The organism is Bacillus zhangzhouensis, assembly GCF_000715205.1.
GTDB lineage: Bacteria > Bacillota > Bacilli > Bacillales > Bacillaceae > Bacillus > Bacillus zhangzhouensis.
Window position 1 is genome coordinate 1 of record NZ_JOTP01000014.1, and the last position, 18,897, is coordinate 18,897.

18 protein-coding genes are annotated in these 18,897 nt (G+C 42.2%); 7 read left to right on the top strand and 11 right to left on the bottom strand.

The window, feature by feature from the left end; genetic code table 11:
• Positions 1-110: 110 nt before the first annotated feature.
• A complete protein-coding gene (locus BA70_RS12320; RefSeq protein WP_034322650.1) occupies positions 111-731 on the bottom strand; it encodes an acetate uptake transporter in 621 nt (206 codons plus the stop codon).
• Between the two features lie 142 nt (positions 732-873).
• Between BA70_RS12320 and BA70_RS12325 the strand changes: the two genes are divergently transcribed.
• Positions 874-1,692: a uroporphyrinogen-III synthase gene (locus tag BA70_RS12325; protein WP_034322653.1), complete on the top strand. Its 819-nt coding sequence runs from the start codon at positions 874-876 to the stop codon at positions 1,690-1,692.
• Positions 1,693-1,735: 43 nt separating this feature from the next.
• Here BA70_RS12325 and uptA read toward each other — a convergent pair whose 3' ends face one another.
• From uptA to BA70_RS12340, 3 genes are read right to left on the bottom strand one after another with little or no spacing between them, the layout of a single operon-like run.
• Positions 1,736-2,338: an undecaprenyl phosphate transporter UptA gene (gene uptA, locus BA70_RS12330; RefSeq protein WP_034322656.1), complete on the bottom strand. Its 603-nt coding sequence runs from the start codon at positions 2,336-2,338 to the stop codon at positions 1,736-1,738.
• A 52-nt stretch (positions 2,339-2,390) separates the two neighbouring features.
• Positions 2,391-3,272: a UTP--glucose-1-phosphate uridylyltransferase GalU gene (galU, locus tag BA70_RS12335; protein WP_034322659.1), complete on the bottom strand. Its 882-nt coding sequence runs from the start codon at positions 3,270-3,272 to the stop codon at positions 2,391-2,393.
• A gap of 4 nt (positions 3,273-3,276) precedes the next feature.
• Complete coding sequence (locus tag BA70_RS12340) at positions 3,277-3,684, bottom strand: GtrA family protein (protein WP_034322662.1); 408 nt, start codon at positions 3,682-3,684, stop codon at positions 3,277-3,279.
• A gap of 164 nt (positions 3,685-3,848) precedes the next feature.
• Between BA70_RS12340 and BA70_RS12345 the strand changes: the two genes are divergently transcribed.
• Entirely contained in the window at positions 3,849-4,079 is a 231-nt protein-coding gene (locus tag BA70_RS12345; protein ID WP_034322665.1) for an excisionase family DNA-binding protein, read from the top strand.
• Between the two features lie 55 nt (positions 4,080-4,134).
• Here BA70_RS12345 and BA70_RS12350 read toward each other — a convergent pair whose 3' ends face one another.
• The 6 genes from BA70_RS12350 to BA70_RS12375 all read right to left on the bottom strand — a co-directional run bounded on the left by BA70_RS12350 (position 4,135) and on the right by BA70_RS12375 (position 11,865).
• Entirely contained in the window at positions 4,135-5,235 is a 1,101-nt protein-coding gene (locus BA70_RS12350) for a Ger(x)C family spore germination protein (protein ID WP_034322668.1), read from the bottom strand.
• Complete coding sequence (locus BA70_RS12355; protein WP_034322671.1) at positions 5,232-6,332, bottom strand: GerAB/ArcD/ProY family transporter; 1,101 nt, start codon at positions 6,330-6,332, stop codon at positions 5,232-5,234. Before BA70_RS12355 ends, BA70_RS12350 begins: the two co-directional genes overlap by 4 nt.
• A gap of 12 nt (positions 6,333-6,344) precedes the next feature.
• The gene (locus BA70_RS12360) at positions 6,345-7,832 is read right to left on the bottom strand and encodes a spore germination protein (protein WP_034322673.1); all 1,488 of its coding nucleotides are present in this window, start codon (positions 7,830-7,832) and stop codon (positions 6,345-6,347) included.
• 78 nt (positions 7,833-7,910) lie between these two features.
• A complete protein-coding gene (locus tag BA70_RS12365) occupies positions 7,911-9,248 on the bottom strand; it encodes a (Fe-S)-binding protein (RefSeq protein WP_034322676.1) in 1,338 nt (445 codons plus the stop codon).
• Positions 9,245-10,654, bottom strand: a complete 1,410-nt coding sequence (gene glcD, locus BA70_RS12370; RefSeq protein ID WP_034322679.1) for a glycolate oxidase subunit GlcD — start codon at positions 10,652-10,654, stop codon at positions 9,245-9,247. Before glcD ends, BA70_RS12365 begins: the two co-directional genes overlap by 4 nt.
• 77 nt (positions 10,655-10,731) lie before the next feature.
• Positions 10,732-11,865: a CdaR family transcriptional regulator gene (locus BA70_RS12375; RefSeq protein WP_034322682.1), complete on the bottom strand. Its 1,134-nt coding sequence runs from the start codon at positions 11,863-11,865 to the stop codon at positions 10,732-10,734.
• 125 nt (positions 11,866-11,990) lie between these two features.
• Here BA70_RS12375 and BA70_RS12380 point away from each other — a divergent pair, with 125 nt between their 5' ends.
• Positions 11,991-12,569, top strand: a complete 579-nt coding sequence (locus BA70_RS12380; protein WP_034322685.1) for a hypothetical protein — start codon at positions 11,991-11,993, stop codon at positions 12,567-12,569.
• Between the two features lie 61 nt (positions 12,570-12,630).
• Here BA70_RS12380 and BA70_RS12385 read toward each other — a convergent pair whose 3' ends face one another.
• Entirely contained in the window at positions 12,631-13,389 is a 759-nt protein-coding gene (locus BA70_RS12385) for a DeoR/GlpR family DNA-binding transcription regulator (RefSeq protein WP_034322688.1), read from the bottom strand.
• 150 nt (positions 13,390-13,539) lie between these two features.
• Between BA70_RS12385 and BA70_RS12390 the strand changes: the two genes are divergently transcribed.
• The 4 genes from BA70_RS12390 (at position 13,540) to BA70_RS12405 (ending at position 18,890) form a co-directional block, all read left to right on the top strand.
• Positions 13,540-14,346, top strand: a complete 807-nt coding sequence (locus BA70_RS12390) for a tyrosine-protein phosphatase (RefSeq protein ID WP_034322832.1) — start codon at positions 13,540-13,542, stop codon at positions 14,344-14,346.
• Positions 14,347-14,370: 24 nt separating this feature from the next.
• Positions 14,371-15,909 (top strand): glycoside hydrolase family 10-like protein, encoded by a 1,539-nt coding sequence (locus BA70_RS12395; protein WP_078061718.1) that lies wholly within the window; start codon positions 14,371-14,373, stop codon positions 15,907-15,909.
• 158 nt (positions 15,910-16,067) lie between these two features.
• Positions 16,068-17,210, top strand: a complete 1,143-nt coding sequence (locus BA70_RS12400) for an acyl-CoA dehydrogenase family protein (RefSeq protein ID WP_034322693.1) — start codon at positions 16,068-16,070, stop codon at positions 17,208-17,210.
• Between the two features lie 42 nt (positions 17,211-17,252).
• On the top strand, positions 17,253-18,890 hold the full coding sequence (locus tag BA70_RS12405; RefSeq protein WP_034322695.1) for an AMP-binding protein: 1,638 nt from the start codon (positions 17,253-17,255) through the stop codon (positions 18,888-18,890).
• Positions 18,891-18,897 lie beyond the last annotated feature (7 nt).

Sequence of the window (18,897 nt, forward strand, 5' to 3'; positions counted from 1 at the left end):
TATGATAATAACAAAAAAAAAACTGTAGAATGTAAACTTTAATTATAAAAATAAATCTGTCGAGATTTTCTCGACAGCCTGAGAACTGCACAGAGCAGTTCTTTTTTTATTTATTCTTTTGTAAAAACGCGAAATGGTTGTCCAACTGGCAGCACAGTACGACCAAAATGTGTATTGAGCACAACCGCTGCAGAACCATAGAATGAAAGCAGGGAAATGATCAACTCTGATACGCCTGCAATGGTATGGGTCACATCGTACATCACACCAAACGAGCTAAGGGAAAGGCCAATGAATAAGAAATCAATAAAGACGAAAATCATAAATAACACTTTATGTGTTTCCATTGCACCGATCGTCATAAACAAGCTGAAAATCAAATAACCAATAAAAGCAAAACCTAGTTGTTTTGGATCCGCAGCTCCCGCAAGCGTTTTCCCAAAAACGCCAGCTTGAATGAGCCAAGTGGTTCCAACGCCCATCCAAAAAAGACCGAATGCGCCAAAGGCAGTGGCACCAAAAATATTATGATGCTTTGAATCTTGTATGGACGCAATAAGCTGCGCGATTCCTCCAAGGAAGATAGCCCAAGGTAAGATAAGGGAAGTGCCATCTGTGATTCCTAGTTTTTGTGAGGACGCAACGAGCGTCACCATTGCTAAACCAAACAAACCAAGTGGTGTTGGGTCTGCAATTGATAATCGAATTGCTTGAACATTCTGTTTTTCCATAATGACCTCCTACAATTTGCACTTACAAAAGATACTCGAATTCCACAGAAACGTCAAGCTCTTTTTTAGTAGACACTTGCAACCTCTTCCAAATAAATCTATATTTAATACATATAATATGTGATAGAAAAAGAGGGATAGAATGAGTAAAGGCTTAGCAGGAAAAACGATTGCCATTTGTGGAACGAGAAAAACAGAAGAAATGCGTACACTTGTTGAAAAGCAAGGAGGACAAGCCGTTATTCGCTCCCTTCAAGGAACAGTGTTTTTAGCCAAAGAGGAGTTAAAACCAGGCATCGAAACCTTTGTGAAACAAGGGGCTGACTGGGTGATTTTAACAACAGGCATCGGCACAAATACATTAATTGAGAGTGCAGAAGAACTAACTCTCGGAGAAGCATTTATGAACATTTTATCAAAAGCCCACATCGCTTCAAGAGGGTACAAAACCTTTGCTGCTCTCAAAAAACACGGAATTCAGCCAGATGTTTCTGATGAAGATGGAACCATTCGTGATCTCATCTCAAAGCTTGAAGACAAAGAGTTTCAAGGCAAACGGGTCATGGTTCAGCTTCACGGCGAAAATGCGCCAGCTCTCATGCAATTTTTACATGATAAAGGGGCAGACGTTTTGCCGCTATTACCATATCAGCACACGCCTCCTGAACCAGAGGCTGCTGAAACATTGCTTCAAGAAATGAAAGATGGGAAAGTCCAGGCCGTCTGCTTTACGACCGCAGTTCAGGTTCATGCCTTTTTCAAACTAGCATCAGAATGGGGCAGAAAAGAAGAACTGCAAGACCTATTTGAGCAGCATGTACTGGCTGTAGCTGTCGGAAAAGTAACGGCTGAAGCTTTAAAAGAGGAGGGAGTAGACCGCATTCTTGCCCCGTCTTTTGAGAGAATGGGTGCAATGATTATGGAATTATCCAAATATATGAAAAAACAATCGACACACTAACAGAAAAAAACGCCTTTCACAACATCAGTGAAAGGCGTTTTCGTTAGATTGTCCGTTTTCGATTCGTACGCATTTTTTTTAGCACGAAATACAGAACGATAAGGACGATGGCAATAGCCATAATAGGTGTTGTATAAGTGTGGGCAACACTTTGAATGTGATCCCACTTTGTCCCGAGCTGCATCCCGAGATAGATAAATAAGATGGACCAAGGGATGGCGGCTAATCCAGTCAAGAGGACAAATTTTAAAAATGGCATCTTGGCAATACCGGCTGGGATCGAGATGGCATGGCGCACAACAGGGATAAAGCGCGCTGTAAACACGACACCTGTTCCATATCGGTCAAACCAGCGCTCTGCAGTGGCAATATGATGCTCATGGATGAATAAATATTTTCCGTACTTTGTTAAAAAAGGTCTTCCGCCGTAAAGACCAATCCAATAAATAAAGCACTGCGCAAGCGTGCCTCCAATGACCCCAGCAATGACAGCCCCAACAAAACCAATGGTTCCTGTTGATACCATATATCCGCCATAGGCCAGAACAATTTCACTCGGAATGATTTCAATCATGAGTCCAAGTGCAACACCTACGTAACCGAGGCTTGTCAGCCAGGTTAAAATTTCATTAAAAAAGGTTCCCATTCATTTCACACTGCCTTTAAATACGATTTTCTTCAAGCATTCTTATAAGAGCTTATGCTTGTTTTGCTTCTCTCATGAGTATGCTTTCTATATATGCTAGCATGGCTGGCCTCATATCATGACGCATTAATCCAATTTCAGTCGCTGCCTTAAAACAGCCAAGCTTATCTCCAACATCAAATCTCAAACCATCTAATCGTTTTGCATAAATGGGTGATTGATGTGCAATCTCTTTCAGAGCGTCTGTCAGCTGTATTTCGTTGCCAGCGCCTCTGCCGATTCTTTCTAACACAGAAAAAATCGATGGGGTTAAAAGATACCTGCCCATCACGGCTAAATCGGAAGGCGCCTCATGAATGGCTGGCTTTTCCACCAAGTCTGTGACTTCAAACACATGACCTTCTAGTCTAGCTGGTCTTATCATACCATACTTACTGACATCTAGACGATCGACTTGCTGAACACCAATTACCTCTGTTTGTTTGTCTTCATAGACTTCCATGAGCTGAGAGAGGGCGGGTTTGTCTGATACCATCACATCATCACCTAAAAGAACAGCAAAAGGATCATTTCCGGTAAAATGACGTGCACATAACACTGCATGTCCGAGACCTAGAGGTTCCTTCTGACGAATATAATGAATATTGGCCATTTCCGCAATATGTCTGATTTCAGCCAGCTGTTCATTCTTTCCTTTTTCGAGTAAATTTTGTTCTAGCTCGATCGACCGATCGAAGTGATCTTCAATTGATTTCTTATTTCTCCCAGTGATGATGAGAATATCTTCAATCCCTGATTCAACAGCCTCTTCTACTATATATTGAATGGCGGGTTTGTCTACGATAGGCAGCATTTCCTTTGGCTGTGCTTTGGTAGCTGGTAAAAAACGTGTTCCTAATCCGGCTGCTGGTATAACGGCTTTTTTTATGTTCATGAGATCAACGCTCCATTTCTGCTTTTTTATTGACTGATTGAAAGACCCACACACGGCTTCCAGTAAATGTGATCATGAAACCTGCAAAGGTAGCGATCACTTTACTTAATAATAATGTACAACCTAATTGCTGCATGACATATAGGACAAGATAGGTAAGGAGGCACGCTGCTCCATTGACGGTCATCCATTTGATCCATTCCCACTTGTCGGCTTTCTTTTTTACTTGAAACGTCCATTTTCGATTCCAAAAATAGCTGTTCATCATCCCTGCACTGTAGGAAAGGCACTGCGCAAGAAAATAGGGGACAAAGCAGGCGGTCAGAAGAAAAAAGATCATGAAGTCAATCAGTGTGTTACTTGCACCCACAATTGAAAAAGCAGCATACGTTCGAATTCTTTTCCTTGTCATGTGAAGAATGGTCACCTCCTAAAAATTGTGTGTATGAATACTGTACATAAGGGAGTTGACGAATCAATGAAGAAAAGATGAAAAAAACATGAACAGGCGGTATCCGTTTTTTGAACAGCTCGTGATATAATTTGTGAGATGAAACGAACGGGTGGTGCACATGCATGTATTTAACAATCACAGAAACAGCTGAATACTTAGAAGTATCAGAAGCGTATATTGAAAAATTAATCCAGCAAAAAAAGATTCGCTACGTATTTGACGGAGAATCTTACCTGATTTATCAAGGACAGTTTCAAACACATTTGAAGCAGCTTGAACAATATAAAGAGCTCGTCCAAGAGATCTTAAATGAACCGATTCCTGAAGATCCGGATGTAAAAGATGAAGATTAAAAAAAGACTGCCCTTGAAAAATGGCTAAGCCCTTTTCATATGCAGTCTTTTTCAATTATTGGCTCACGCCGGTTTGAACAATTTTCATCTGGCATTTGATGTGAACATCTACATCAGGATAAATTTCCTCCCATTTTTCTGGTGTCATTGCTTTGTCCTTTGACCGATATCTCAAGCCTAGTCCAAGCGGATCTATTTTTTGCTTTTTAAATGATTGAACAAGGTCTTTTCCTTGCTGAGCAATACGTTTTTCCACTTCTTTTTCGACATGCTGTAAGATCGAGGGGGAATCAATTCTTTTGTATTTCATGAATTCTTTTAATTCACCCTTAAGTTTGATGGTGATCGTCACCTTAGGTTTCCTTCTCAAATGCTCTGTTTTCCGTATTTGATAGGACACATGTGATTTGATGTTTTCAATCACAACATGCGTTTTCGCATGATCACCTAACCTAAACTCATAAATACCATTTTTATGGTTCTCAATCATCGCTTTAAATGTAAAGGCTTTGTCCCCTGGAATTTGGTCAACCATTTTTTCATTATCAAATAAGGCAACCCCTGTGACATGTATGGCATTGCTTGTTTTTTTGATATAAGGAAGGTATGCATCCACACCTTTTGCAAGCATCTGATTCATAAAAATGTGCTGATTCGTCAATGGCTCATTGCCGTTACGCATATTTTGCGAGAGAAGGTCAGCGATATACACCCCAATATTTAAGTTGGTTTGATTCATTTTTGTGTATAAAAGATCTTCCACTTCACCGCCGACTATCGCAAAAACCTGTCTTGCTCCGATAATGGGATCACGGTAAATGTAATTCATTAAGTCAATCATACCGACTTCTGTCGCTAGCTTTTCACTAATCAAAATCACCTGCACCTGACCCATGACGACAGGAAAAGGAGATTTTTCTGATACGAGAAATTGAATGTTGCTCAGCGTGTTGGATCGTGCACTTAATATTTGATAACTGCCTTGCTGTTCACGCTTAAATACAGGGAAGACAAAAAACCCCTTCATTTCTCCTTCTTCTAACAAATCAAATCCTGCTGCTTGAGCAATGTTCAATTCATCTAAAAGTCGCGGCTGCGCGCAGCTAGATAACGTGATACTGACTAACATGAGACTGATAAGAAGATAACGTTTCATGCTCTTTTTTTCACCAGCCTTTTTTTGAGCAATAAGGCAATTGCAAGTAATGTAATAAAACCATAAATAAGGACAAACCCACTATATTCAATCCATTCATTAAAGGTTTCAAAGCTTGTGGCATCTATAAAAAATGTGAACATCGTTAAAACAATGACACTGAGTACGAGTAAAGTGATCGACTGTTTTGTGTGAAAAACCTGTTTTGCCATTCTACTAGCTGCCCATAAGGGGATTGCAACATTTGGGATAATGATCAATAGCCACATTGATATTTCAATAAATTCAAATCGCTGGATAAAAGGGAGCTTGACAATGCTTGTTAACGTGAGTGTCGGCCATTTCGTTAATTTAATTTGTGCACTTGAGTAATAAGCAATGGAAATTAAAAAAAGAAACATACTTAAAACGGTTGTAGCTGCTGCACTAATCTGGGCATACTTTTGTGAGGTTTGAGCTTTTTTGATAAAAGGATAATAAACAAGCAGTGTTTCAAAGCCAAACATCGTCATAGAGGCATCCTTGACGCCGACGAGCATCTCTGACATCGAATGATCAAACATTGGAAACATCAAGCGAATGTGACTATATTTCATGACATAAAAACAAACAAACGTCAGCCAGTACGTCAGGACAATACTAAAAAAAGCCCATCCAGCCACCGTTCTGAATCCGCCTGTATGAATATAATAAACGAGTAAAAGCAAGACACCTGCAAATAGCAGGCCAGGGATGTCTTTAAAAAGCCATACGTGAACGACATCCATATAATGAACAAGTACGATCAAAGATAACGAAGAAAAATAGAGAATATAAAGCACATTGAAAAACTGTCCGAGCCATTTACCTAACACAAATTGAGTAATTTCACTAAATTCTGAGGTAGGAGATTGTCGAAACATAAAATAAATGAGAAAAATCATCAAGTTCACGCTTAAACCTGCGATCAGAATGGCTATCCATCCATCATTATTCACGGATCGCACAAGGTTCGCCTGAAAGCTTAAGGCGCCAACACCTGTTTGGTTGGCATTGATTAAAAACAATACAAAAAAAGGGGACAATTGAAATTTCTCTTTGACAGAAGATGAGCTCATGATGTCACTTCCTTATTCATAAAAATCGTTTTTCCCCTTGCGTCCCTGCTTAGGCTTTTGGCGATGAATGGTTTCATTTTGTCCACGTAAATTTTTCGGTCTGTTTTTTAGAAAGCGGAGCTGCGGACGAATAAAACTGTCTTTTAAGTCTGCTAAGCGAAGCGGATAAATCGGCTCTAAATATGGCTGACCAATCGATGTCAATTTCATTAAATGGGTGATGAGGAATGAGGCCATTAAACTGATACCAAGTGCACCCCAAATCTGTGCTGCAAATAGGAAAGGAAAGCGTAGAAGCCGAATGGCGCTACCCATTTTGTAAATAGGTGTAACGAAAGAGGCAAGGGCTGATAATGCCACGATAATGAGTAAAATATTACTCGTTAACCCTGCTGCAACGGCCGCTTGTCCAATGACAATCCCTCCAACAATACCTAACGTCTGACCTACCTTTGTTGGCAGGCGGGAGCCAGCTTCTCTTAACAATTCAATTGAAATCTCTAAAAACAGCGCTTCGATAATGGGCGGAAAAGGAACAAGATATCGTGATGCAACAATGGTTTCCAATAAATCAGTCGGGATCAGTTCATAATGAAATGTTAAAACCGCAACATATAAAGGCGTGGCAAAAATAGAAAAAATGACGGCAAACATACGTAAAAGGCGGAAGCAAGAAGCTGCGATCCAAGACATGTTATAGTCTTCCATTGTTGAAAAATACTCTAACAGAATGGTCGGTGCAAGCAAGCTATGCGGTGAACCATCGACCATGATCGCAATTTTCCCTTCGGTTAACCCTGAAGAAACACGATCTGGTCGTTCTGTATTTAAAAAAAGCGGAAAAATGGTATTAGACACGTCATAGAGCATTTGAACAAGATAATTCGCATCTAAAATTTGATCATAATTGACATCTTCAATTCGCTGAATAACCGTCTCGACGTTATCGGGATTCGCCACTTGATCAATATAAAGGATCGCGACCTTTGTTTGAGATAACGATCCGACAGTCTTTTCCACAACTCTTAAATCTGGTGTTGGGAGTCTTCGTCTAATTAAATTTAAATTTGTGTCAAGAACTTCGACAAAGGCTTCCTGTGCACTGATGATGCCAAATTCAAGTTCAGGCGGACCGACCGGCCTGCCTTTTTTTTCTTCGATTGGGAGGAGAAGCGCTTTGCTCCAATCAGAGCTAAAACGAATGGCGATATATCCACGTTGGAGACTGTTGCTTATTTTCTGATGCTCGCTAGTGATGACAGCTTGTTCAATTGGAATCAGCTCTCTTAATTCTTCTAATGTTTGAAGAGCACTTCTTTGTTTGATACAAGGAAGAATCTGTTCATGTAGAAGGTTTCCGTTAATTAAAGAGCGGAAAAATGAAATCCGGTAGTAGAGATCTTCAATATGAGACAGTTCATTGGTGAAATCTGCTGAACGTGATAATGCCTCAAACACTGAATTCGGGTCCTTCTGATGTTGTTTGTTTTTCTTCAGCACTTGAACCGTCTCCTTCCGCGATTTTCCTCTATTATCCAACCAATTGTCTGAAGATATGCATGAAAAAAGCGTTCAGCTTCATGAGCTGGACGCTTCTTTTCCATATTGGACGGCTTCTAATAAAAAGTCAGCGAGATGAACGGCTCGCATGCTCGATGAGTGCCCTGAGCGTTTGATCCCTGCCACCATTTGCAATTGACAGCCAGGATTAGATGTGACAATGGCAGCAGCCGTTGATAGACTTGCTTCCGTCATTTTATGATCTAAAATTTGCATCGACATTTTTGGCTGCAAGATGTTGTAAATCCCTGCCGAGCCGCAGCAGCGATCGGCATCCTTCATTTCTTTGAACGAAACACCATGAATCGCCTTCATAAGCACCCTTGGCGCGCCTTGTACACCCATTCCATTCCGTAAATGACAAGAGTCTTGATAGGTGATGACTTGTTCAGGCAAAGCCAAAGGAATGCGGCGATGAAATTCCAGCTCCACTAGAATGTCTGATATATCCGTGATTTTCTTTGAGAAGGCTTCACTTCGCTTTTGAAAAGCTGGATCATCCTGAAGCAAATGATCGTAATCACTTAAAAAGGCACCACATCCGCCTGCATTCATAACAATTGCATCTACATCCGCCTCCTCAAAGGCTTCAATATTCTGCTTTGCTAACTGTTTCGCTTGCTCTTTTTCTCCACTATGACCATGAAGTGCTCCGCAGCACGTCTGAATAGGAGGGACGACAACGTCACAGCCTGACAGCTGCAGTAGCTGGATTGTCGCTTCGTTTGTACTGGAAAAAACCGTGTCCATTAAACAGCCAGAAAAAAATGCGACACGTTTTCTTGCTGGGCTGGTGGCTTTGTATTCAGTCAAACGGCTTTTCTTTTGACGCGGCACCTTTGGGAGTGCCTGTTCCATGAGCTGTAAATGCGAGGGAAGCACCTTCAGCATCCCAGTCTTACGTGCAGCAGTTTGCAAACCAGATGTTTGATAAAATCTAAGAAGACTTGCGGTTTGTCGCATACGGCTTTGTGAAGGAAAGAGACCTTTAAAAACAGCACGCCTCATCCATTTAACAGGAAACGATTGTTTTTTATGCTGCTGAATGATGTCTCTGGCATCTTCAAGTAATCGCCCATACTTGACACCAGAAGGGCAGACCGGTTCACATGCACGGCAGCCAAGACAAAGATTAAGTGAATGTTCGACATCTTCATCTGGTTCAATCACACCGTCCCTTACCGCCTTCATTAAAGCAATTCGGCCGCGGGGAGAGTGCGTTTCTTGTTGACCGGATTCAATATAGGTAGGGCAGGAAGGGAGGCAGAATCCGCAGCGCATACAATTGAGCAGCTCCTTTTCATCCATTTGCTGCTGGAACTTTTGCTGAATCTCTTTTTGTTTAGAGGAATTCATGAGACCACCACCCGCTTTCTTGTTGATTTTCCAAACACTTTATCGGGGTTCATGATATTTTCCGGGTCAAGTGCTTCTTTAATGGCTTTCATTGCCGCGATTCCTTCTTTTTTGACCTTCAGCTCCAAATAAGGGGCTTTCATAAGGCCCACGCCATGTTCACCAGTAATGGTGCCGCCAAGTGAGACCGCTTTTTCAAAAATAGCCTGAAACGCTTCTTCCACCCGCTTCATTTCTTCTTCATTTCTTGCATCTGTTGCACAAGTAGGATGTAAGTTCCCATCACCTGCATGACCAAACGTACATATTTTCACTTCGTATTCCCTCGCAATGTCTTCGATCGCCCGCACCATATTGGCAATCTCAGACCGGGGTACTGTAGCATCTTCTAAAATGGTTGTCGGGCTTAACCGGGCAAGAGCAGATAAAGCGGACCGTCTCGCTGTTAAGAGCGCACTTGCCTCTTCTTCAGAATGTGCGATATTGACGCTTTTTGCACCATGCTCCAGGCAAACTGCTGCGATGGTTTGCATATCACGGGAAACTGCTTCAGGATTGCCGTCCTGTTCAATTAATAGCACCGCTTGAACGTCAGTAGGCAGACCAATTTTCGCAAAATCCTCAACGACTTCTAGGGTTGGCTGATCCATAAATTCTAATGTGGCGGGGATGATCCGCTCTGCAATAATGGCCGAGACAGAAGTAGCGGCTTCCTCTAGGCTTTCGTATAAGCAAAGCATCGTTTGTTTTGTTTCTGGAAGCGGCAAAAGCTTCAGCGTTGCTTCTGTGACAATCCCGAGCGTTCCTTCTGAACCAACGAATAAACGGGTCAAATCATATCCAGCTACGTCCTTTGCGAGCTTGCCGCCTGTTTTGATGATGTCACCGTTTGGCAAAACCACTTCAAGTCCAAGGACATAATCTCTTGTCACACCATACTTTAAGCCTCTTAGACCACCTGAATTTTCATTAATATTTCCGCCTAACGTAGAGATTTTCATAGAGCTTGGATCAGGTGGATAGAAAAGACCTCTTTCCTCTACTTGGCGAATGAGCTCCTGGGTAATCAAGCCAGGCTGCACAATTGCGGTGAGGTTTTCTTCGTCTATTTCTATTAATTGGTTCATTCTTGTAAACAGCATCACAAGGCCGCCTTGTGTGGGACAAGTTCCTGCACAAAGATTGGTTCCTGATCCTCTTGGCACGATCGGCACCTTGTATAAGGCGCAAAGCCGAACAATTTGCTGCACTTCCTCGACTGTGTGAGGGCTCACGATGGCATCTGGCATATGCTGAAAATTTGGTGTCGCATCATAAGAGTAGGCAAGACGATCCGCCTTGCTGTCTTGTACATAAGACGCACCTGCAATCTCTTTTAATTGATTTGAAAATTCAGAATCTAACATGTACATTCACTCCCACTGATTTGACGTATCGTTTCTTCCAGTATAAAAAAAGAACCGCCTCATGCCTATGGACGATTCTACAAAATATCTGGCTGTTTTGTTGGTTTTTTTGTATCATGATCTAGCAGCATCAATGCTAAATAAAAGAGCATCGCATCTTGCATGCGTTTTGGATCAAGTGTCGTTAAATCTTGGATTCGTTTTAACCTGTAATGCAGTGTATTGATATGTACATGCATCGCTTCTGCGGTGTATTTCAATGAGTAATCTGATGTCATGAGTATCCGCAATGTTTTCACCAGTTCAGGATAGGGGAGAAGGGGCGCAATCGTTCGATCAAGAAACACTTCTTTTGTTTCCTGACTAACTTCTTCGATAAAAAGCTCAAGCGTCAAATCTTCATCAAACACAATCGGTGTATCAGCATGCGCCAATTTTAATGCACGAAAGGCTTGATGAAAAGATTGCTTCATCAAATGAGAAGCCGCTGGTTTCCCCGTACCAATCAATATTTTCGACGTGGATAGCGCTGAGAGCGAGGCATGCATGTGAAAAAGGCGCTGCTGCAAAGCGTCACGACCTTCCGCAGTTGTTTGCAGCATCAGCAAAAAACGCGCATGTCCCCAGCGCACGATGATCTCCTGCTTGGTGAGATGAAGCACAGCCTTCATTGCTTTATATTGCTCCTGCTTCATAAATGATTCATCCTGACAATCGATCAGGACAACTGCACGCTGCTTTTGGACATCAAGCTGAAGCCGCTGCGCTTTTTCAATGATATCAATGGATGTCTCCGGCAAATGAAGCCAGTCGAACACAAACGCTTCAAGCTGCCGTTCATCTGTTTCAGACTCTTGAAAAAATTCATGTTCTTGTATGAGCAGCTCAGTCATTTTTCGTAATATTTCGCCAAAAGGGGACACATGTACAGGATCTCCTGTCATCCCAATCACACCAATGACTTCTTGCTCAAAGTAAATGGGCAGATTGATACCAGCTTTGACACCTTTCATATGCTTTTCGTCGTCTTTTGTAAGGATTCGTTTCTGTCCTTCAAAGGACGTAAGGTATGCCCCTTCATGAAATTGACCAATACGTGCGGGATCTGTTGCCGCAATGATGGTACCGTTTGTTTGTGCGATGATGACTTCCTCAGTCAGCACTTTTTTGACCTCGTCTACGATTTTTTCTGCCAGTGTCATTGTGAGCAAAACGTACCCCTCCGAGATATTTCTTTTTACACTATGATACCATCATATACTGGGACATATCTTTCTTTTCGTGTGTTATGCTAAAATAATAAACGCAAATGAAGTAGATGAAAGGAGACAAAGCCATGTCGCTTAAAAATCGCTTACAAGATGTATTGAAAGAAGGGCAGGCGCTGACGGACTTTGAATATGACGAAGCGGCGCGTCACAATTGGCCGTTAGAAGGTGCAAGAATAAAGGAAGAAGCACGCTTTGCCGATGTATATATAGAGCGTGTGGACAAGGAAACAGAGGAAATGATTCAAACGGAAGCCTCCTCATTTTTAAACACACCGCTTACATATGTAAAAAAACAACAAAAAGAATTCATTTATATCGAATCGAAGTGGTTTGATGTGGTGAAGGTCGATGGATTAGCCGTTGAATGGGACGAAGTGTTTCAAACGTATACTGTGTTATTCGGATTAAAACGGCCTAAAAAAGACACGGGTATTCTAAAGGAAATGCTGTCGCCATTTAATGGTGCTCAGCTTCAATTTAATGGACAAGACGGCTTGTTCGATGTGAATTTACAGCTTCTTGAGCTTGATGACATCCAAGAAGATACGCCTTTCATAGACGTGATCTCGGCAATGTACCGATATTTATTCCACTTAATCATGCAGCTTGAGATGAATGATTCAAAAAACGGCTCAAATTCCTGAGCCGTTTTTTTCTTTCCTCTGTTTTGAACCGTTGGAAAACGGTTACAAGCTTTCGTGTCTCCTAAGATGAAGGCGTGACAAACCGCACATCATGCTCTTTTCCATATTGAAGATACTCTTCATTTGGCTCTTTATTGGTCACGACGACATCAATATCTTGTAAGTCACAAAACGTGGTCAGAGCATAATGATCAAATTTACTATCATCGACTAATAAAAACGTTTTTGCACTTTTTTGAACGAGTGTTTTTTTAATATCCGTTTCAAGCGGGGAAGAATTCGTGACGCCGTGATCAATGGATAAACCAGTTGACGCAATAAACGCTTTATTCACATTGTATGCTTTTAGACGCTCTACACTTTGATAGCCAACGAAAGAATTCGTTTTTCGCTCAAGCATCCCGCCGGTGGAAAAGATGGTGAGATTTTCATAAGGCATCGCCTGTGTGATGAAGTCCACATTATTTGTCACAACGGTTACCTGTTTCTCAGTCAAATAGGGAAGCATCTCCAGGGTTGTCGTACCAGAATCAACAAAAATCATATCCCCATTTTCGACTAAAGCGGCAGCGGTCTGACCGATCAGTTGTTTTTTACTCAGCTGACGTGTTTTACGCTCTTGATACACCACTAGCGTTGAGTGGTTCACAGCCACACCGCCATATACTTTCTTTAGCACGCCGGATTCAACCAATACTTGTACATCTCGGCGTATCGTGTTTTTGGAGACGCCAAAATACGCTACAAGCTCATCAAGTGAGGCAGATTCCCGGTCAAACACATACTCTTTGATTTGCTGGATCCGTTTTGTTTTTATCATGCTACAATCTCCAATCAATCCGAATGTCTTTTTTTCATTATACCAATAATTCCTTTTACATGATGATCGGGTCGTGTGCTTCTCTTTTCTCCTTTTCTATAAAAGCGTATGATAGAGAAAGGAAAAATGAAGGAAAGGACTTTAACTTCTATGAATCAGTCAAACAACCCATTTTCAAAGCTTGCAAATTTTAGAGAAGTAGGGGGACTTCAAACAGCAGATGAGATGTTGATCAAGCAGGGAATGATTTATCGATCCGCAGATTTATCCCGCCTCACGAAACAAGATATTGCGATGTTCTCGAAGCTTGGGATTCAAACCGTTTGCGACCTCCGTACAACCTCAGAACGTAAATCACATCCGCCAAAGATCAGGGAACACGACAAAATCATCCATATCCCCATGCAGCCTGACAGTAAGATGCCTAGTAAATGGGCTATGCTTCGTATGCTGGTAGCAGAAGGGGAGTCTCTCTCATTTACGCCGATCATGAAAGATTTATATCAAAGCATGCTCACCGAGCGTAAAGAAGAGATTCAGCAGTTGTTTACACTACTGTCAGAAGAGAAAAATTATCCGCTTATGCTTCACTGTACGAGCGGAAAGGACCGTACGGGGTTTTTATCTGCCCTTATTCAATTAGCAGCCGGTGTACCGGTGCATACCGTTTTAAGTGAATACATGCGCTCCAATGAAGGAGTGCAAATGCTAGTCAGAAGGCAGGAACGATTTGTCCGAATGATGAGTTTATACCGGGTATCAAAAGAACAAATTCAGCCGCTTCTTGGTGTGCAGCAAGATTACCTTGAAGATGTGCTAAGCGAGATGATGGAGACATACGGGAGTGCAGAGCGGTATTTAATCGAAGCGTGCGAAGTACCTGAAGCGCAGCTCAATGAAATGAAAAACATCCTGCTTACACCATCTGCTGGCATTCCATCACAAATCGCAGAATAAACTTGATATGAGGTGATGCAAAATATGCTGAAAAAGATCAGTATGATGTTTCTGACGCTAATTTTGATGTTTGTATTCTTATTGATTCCATCTAGTAGTCTAGCCCGTCCCATGCCAAAAGGGAAGCTTGAAAGCAGCAGGGAGATGCGTGCAGTTTGGGTCGCATCGGTTTATAATTTGGATTGGCCTTCAAAGAAAGGGCTGTCTGCCGCAGACCAGAAACAAGAGTTCATTCATTTGTTAGATGAGATCAAAGCGATGAATATGAACGCCATCATCATGCAAATTAAACCAACAGCAGATGCCTTTTATCCTTCGGCATACGGACCGTGGTCAGAATATTTGACCGGAACGCAAGGGAAAGATCCTGGGTATGACCCGCTTGAATTCATGATAGAAGAAGCACATAGACGAGGCCTGGAGTTTCATGCTTGGTTTAACCCTTATCGAATCACAATGAACCATACAGACCTCAGCCGGTTATCAGCCGATCACCCTGCAAAAAAACATCCTGATTGGACGATTGCGTACGGAAATCAGCTTTATTATAATCCAGGCATTCCTGAGGCTCAGGACTTCATTGTAGGCGGCATAGAAGAAGTCGTGAAGAACTATGATATTGATGCGGTGCATATGGATGATTATTTTTACCCGTATAAAATTGCAGGTGTGCCATTTCCAGATCAAGAAACGTATGAAACATATGGAAAAAAGACATTCACGCGTATAGAAGATTGGCGAAGAGATAATGTGAATCAATTGGTGCAGCAAATCAACGAAACTATTAAGAAAGAAAAGCCGTATGTGAAATTTGGCATTAGCCCGTTTGGGGTATGGCGCAATATAAAAGACGATCCAACTGGTTCAAACACCACAGCGGGGATGACCAACTACGATGATTTGTATGCTGATACAAGAGAGTGGATTCAGCAGCACAATATCGATTATGTCACTCCACAAATTTACTGGAGCATCGGCTTTCAGGCAGCCGCCTATGATGTATTGACGAAATGGTGGTCAAATGAAGTGAAGGGAGAGCCCGTTCACCTATACATTGGTCAAGCGACTTATAAAATCAATCAAAACAGTGACCCCGCTTGGTCTGATCCCGAGGAATATTTTCGCCAAATCAAGCTGAACAGGGAGTCTCCACTCGTGCAGGGAAGCATGCATTTTAGTCTAAAAGATATCAATCGTAACCCTTTGAATGTAAAGGATCGATTAATAGAGGAGACATATAGCAAACCGGCTCTCATCCCAGAAATGCCGTGGCTTCATCAGAAAGCTCCAAAAAAACCAATCATCCAATCTGTGAAAAAAACAGCGGGTGGCGCGGCTTTACAGATCAAAAATGACCCACATTCTACTGCATCCTATTATGCGGTCTATCGATTGACGAATAAAGGAACATATGAATTACTGCAAACGGTCAGAAAAGAAAAAGGCGCAATGACACCCGTCAAAGACATTTCAGTGAACCAAAAGAAGAGTGCTACCTACAAAGTAACGGCTCTTAATCGCCTTCATCATGAAAGCAAGCCTTCTACAAAAACAGTAAAATAATGAAAAAAGCATGAATGAGAAGTTTCTTTCATTTATGCTTTTTTCATTTCCTTTTTTTCTACTATTTTTATTTTAATTTTCTGAATTCAATCAAGCTTGGCATGAAGCAGCGACTTGATTAATAAATATGATAGAGAAGAGACAAAGGGGGAAGCAAGATGGACTTTGAATTAACGAAAGAACAACAAATGATCCGTCAAATGGTCAAAGAATTCGCAAAAGCAGAAATTGCACCGCTCGCTCAAACGATTGATGAACAGGCAGTATTTCCTATCAAAACATTTCAAAAAATGGGGGAGCTCGGCTTTATGGGCATACCCTTTCCAGAAAAATATGGAGGCTCGGGTGGAGATACGATATCATATGCGCTGGCTGTAGAAGAAATCGGAAAACAGTGTGCAAGTACAGGTCTTAGCTATGCCGCTGCTGTCTCCTTAGGTGCAAGCCCGCTTTATTATTTCGGTACAGAGGAGCAAAAGATGGATCACCTTGTCCCGCTAGCATCTGGAACAGCACTCGGTTCCTTCGGATTAACTGAACCAAACGCAGGATCAGATGCAAAAGGAACGAAAACAAAAGCGATTAAAGACGGACAAGAATACATCATCAGCGGGGAGAAGTGCTGGATCACAAATGCCAATTTTGCCAGAACCATTATCGTTACCGCTGTTACGGATCATGATGAGCACGGCCGCCCGGTCATCTCAGCCTTCATTGTCGAGAAAGGACAAAAAGGGCTATCAATTACAAATCCATATGACAAAATGGGGGTGCGCGGATCAGATACTGCTGAAATCATTTTAGACGGCGTACGTGTACCAGCGCATCATATATTAGGGGACCCAAACAAAGGCTTCAAGCAGTTTTTATATACATTAGACGGGGGACGAATTTCGATTGCCGCCCTATCTGTTGGAATCGCGCAAGCGGCACTTGACGCCTCGCTATCCTATGCAAAAGAAAGAAAGCAATTTGGGCAGACCCTCTCATCCTTTCAAGCCATTCAGTTTAAGCTGGCGGATATGGCGATGCAAATAGAGCTCGCAAGACAAATGGTATGGAAAGCCGCTTGGCTGAAAGATAACGGCAAGCCGTTTACAAAGGAAGCAGCCTATGCTAAGCTTTTCGCTTCTGAAATGGCGACAAAAGCAAGTCTTGATGCAGTCCAAATTCACGGCGGAACTGGCTACATGAAAGAATGTGGTGTTGAACGACTCGTGAGAGATGCGAAGTTGATGGAAATCGGAGAAGGGACATCTGAAATTCAGCGGCTAGTCATCGCAAGACAACTGTTAGCGTAATCTTGCAATGAAAACGCTTACTATTTGTGAAGGAGGAAAGCAATGATGTCGATTCAACCACAGACGATCGGCTCCCTATTAAGAGAGAAAAAGGAGCAGCACCCAGCACATGAAGCCATTGTTTATCCAAAACGTTCTTTACGTTATTCATACGAAGCGTTTTATAGAAAGGTCAAGGAAACAGGTAAAGGTCTAATGGCATTAGGGGTTCAAAAGGGGGATCATATCGCCATCATGGCACCAAATGTACCTGAATGGCTCATTCTACAATTCGCCTCTGCCTCCATCGGAGCTGTTCTTGTCACCGTGAATACGAATTTTCAATCACAGGAACTCGCTTATTTACTAAAGCACTCTGATAGCAAAATGCTGTTTATCGTAGACGGGTTCAAAGAGACATCCTATGTCAGAATGATTGAAGAACTGATCCCAGAGCTTCAAACAGCTAATCAAGATGAGATATCATCGGCATCATTTCCTTATTTAAAAAGTGTCGTATATATTGGCCAGAACGTACCAAACGGCATGCGTAGCTGGGACAGCATACAAGTTGCTGCCAAAAGAACGGAGGCGCATGAATGGGAAAAACGAATGAATCAGCTGTCCCCTGATGATGTCATTAATATGCAATATACCTCAGGTACAACCGGCTATCCAAAAGGAGTCATGCTCAGTCATACCAACATCGTCTGCAATGCCAGTCAAATCGCTGATTGTATGAAACTCACCCAACAAGACCGAATGTGTATCCCAGTACCCTTCTTTCATTGCTTTGGCTCTGTTCTTGGGGTGCTTGCTTGTCTGACAAAAGGGGGAACGATCATCCCAGTTGAATCTTTCCATCCAGAGCGAGTACTTCAAACAGTTGAAAAAGAAAAGTGCACCGTTCTTCACGGCGTCCCGACGATGTTCAACGCAGAGCTTGATCATCCGAATTTTCTCCATTATGATCTGTCCACATTACGAACGGGTATTATGGCCGGTTCACTTTGCCCATCTCATGTGATGAAGGCAGTTATTGAAAAAATGGGTTTGAGGGAGCTCACGATTGCCTATGGTCAGACCGAAAGCTCACCTGTCATTACTCAAACAAGAACCGATGATCCATTTGAAAGACGGGTTCAAACAGTCGGGCGGGCGCTTCCTCACATCGAAGTGAAAATCGTCGCACCAGGCACATCGAGTGAGGTGCCGAGAGGAGAGCAGGGGGAACTGTGTACAAGAGGCTATCATGTCATGAAAGGCTACTATAAAAATGAAGAAGCAACAAATGAAGTCATTGATAAGGACGGGTGGCTTCATACGGGGGATTTAGCTGAGATGGATCATGACGGCTATGTGAAAATTACAGGCCGGCTGAAAGATATGATCATCAGAGGCGGAGAGAATGTTTACCCAAAAGAGATTGAAGATGTTCTTTACACTCATCCGGCCATTCTTGACGCACAGGTCGTTGGTATTCCTGACGAGACATACGGAGAAGAAGTAGCCGCATTTATTCGGCTCAAACAGGGGAGTACGGTCACGATTGAGACATTAACCAGCTATTGTCAGTCCCAAATGGCACGCTACAAAATCCCGAAATATTTTTTCATTACAGATGAGTATCCAATGACCGCATCAGGAAAGATTCAAAAATTTCGACTGAAAAAGCAGGCGCTTGATCTAATAAAGGAGTGAAGGTAGC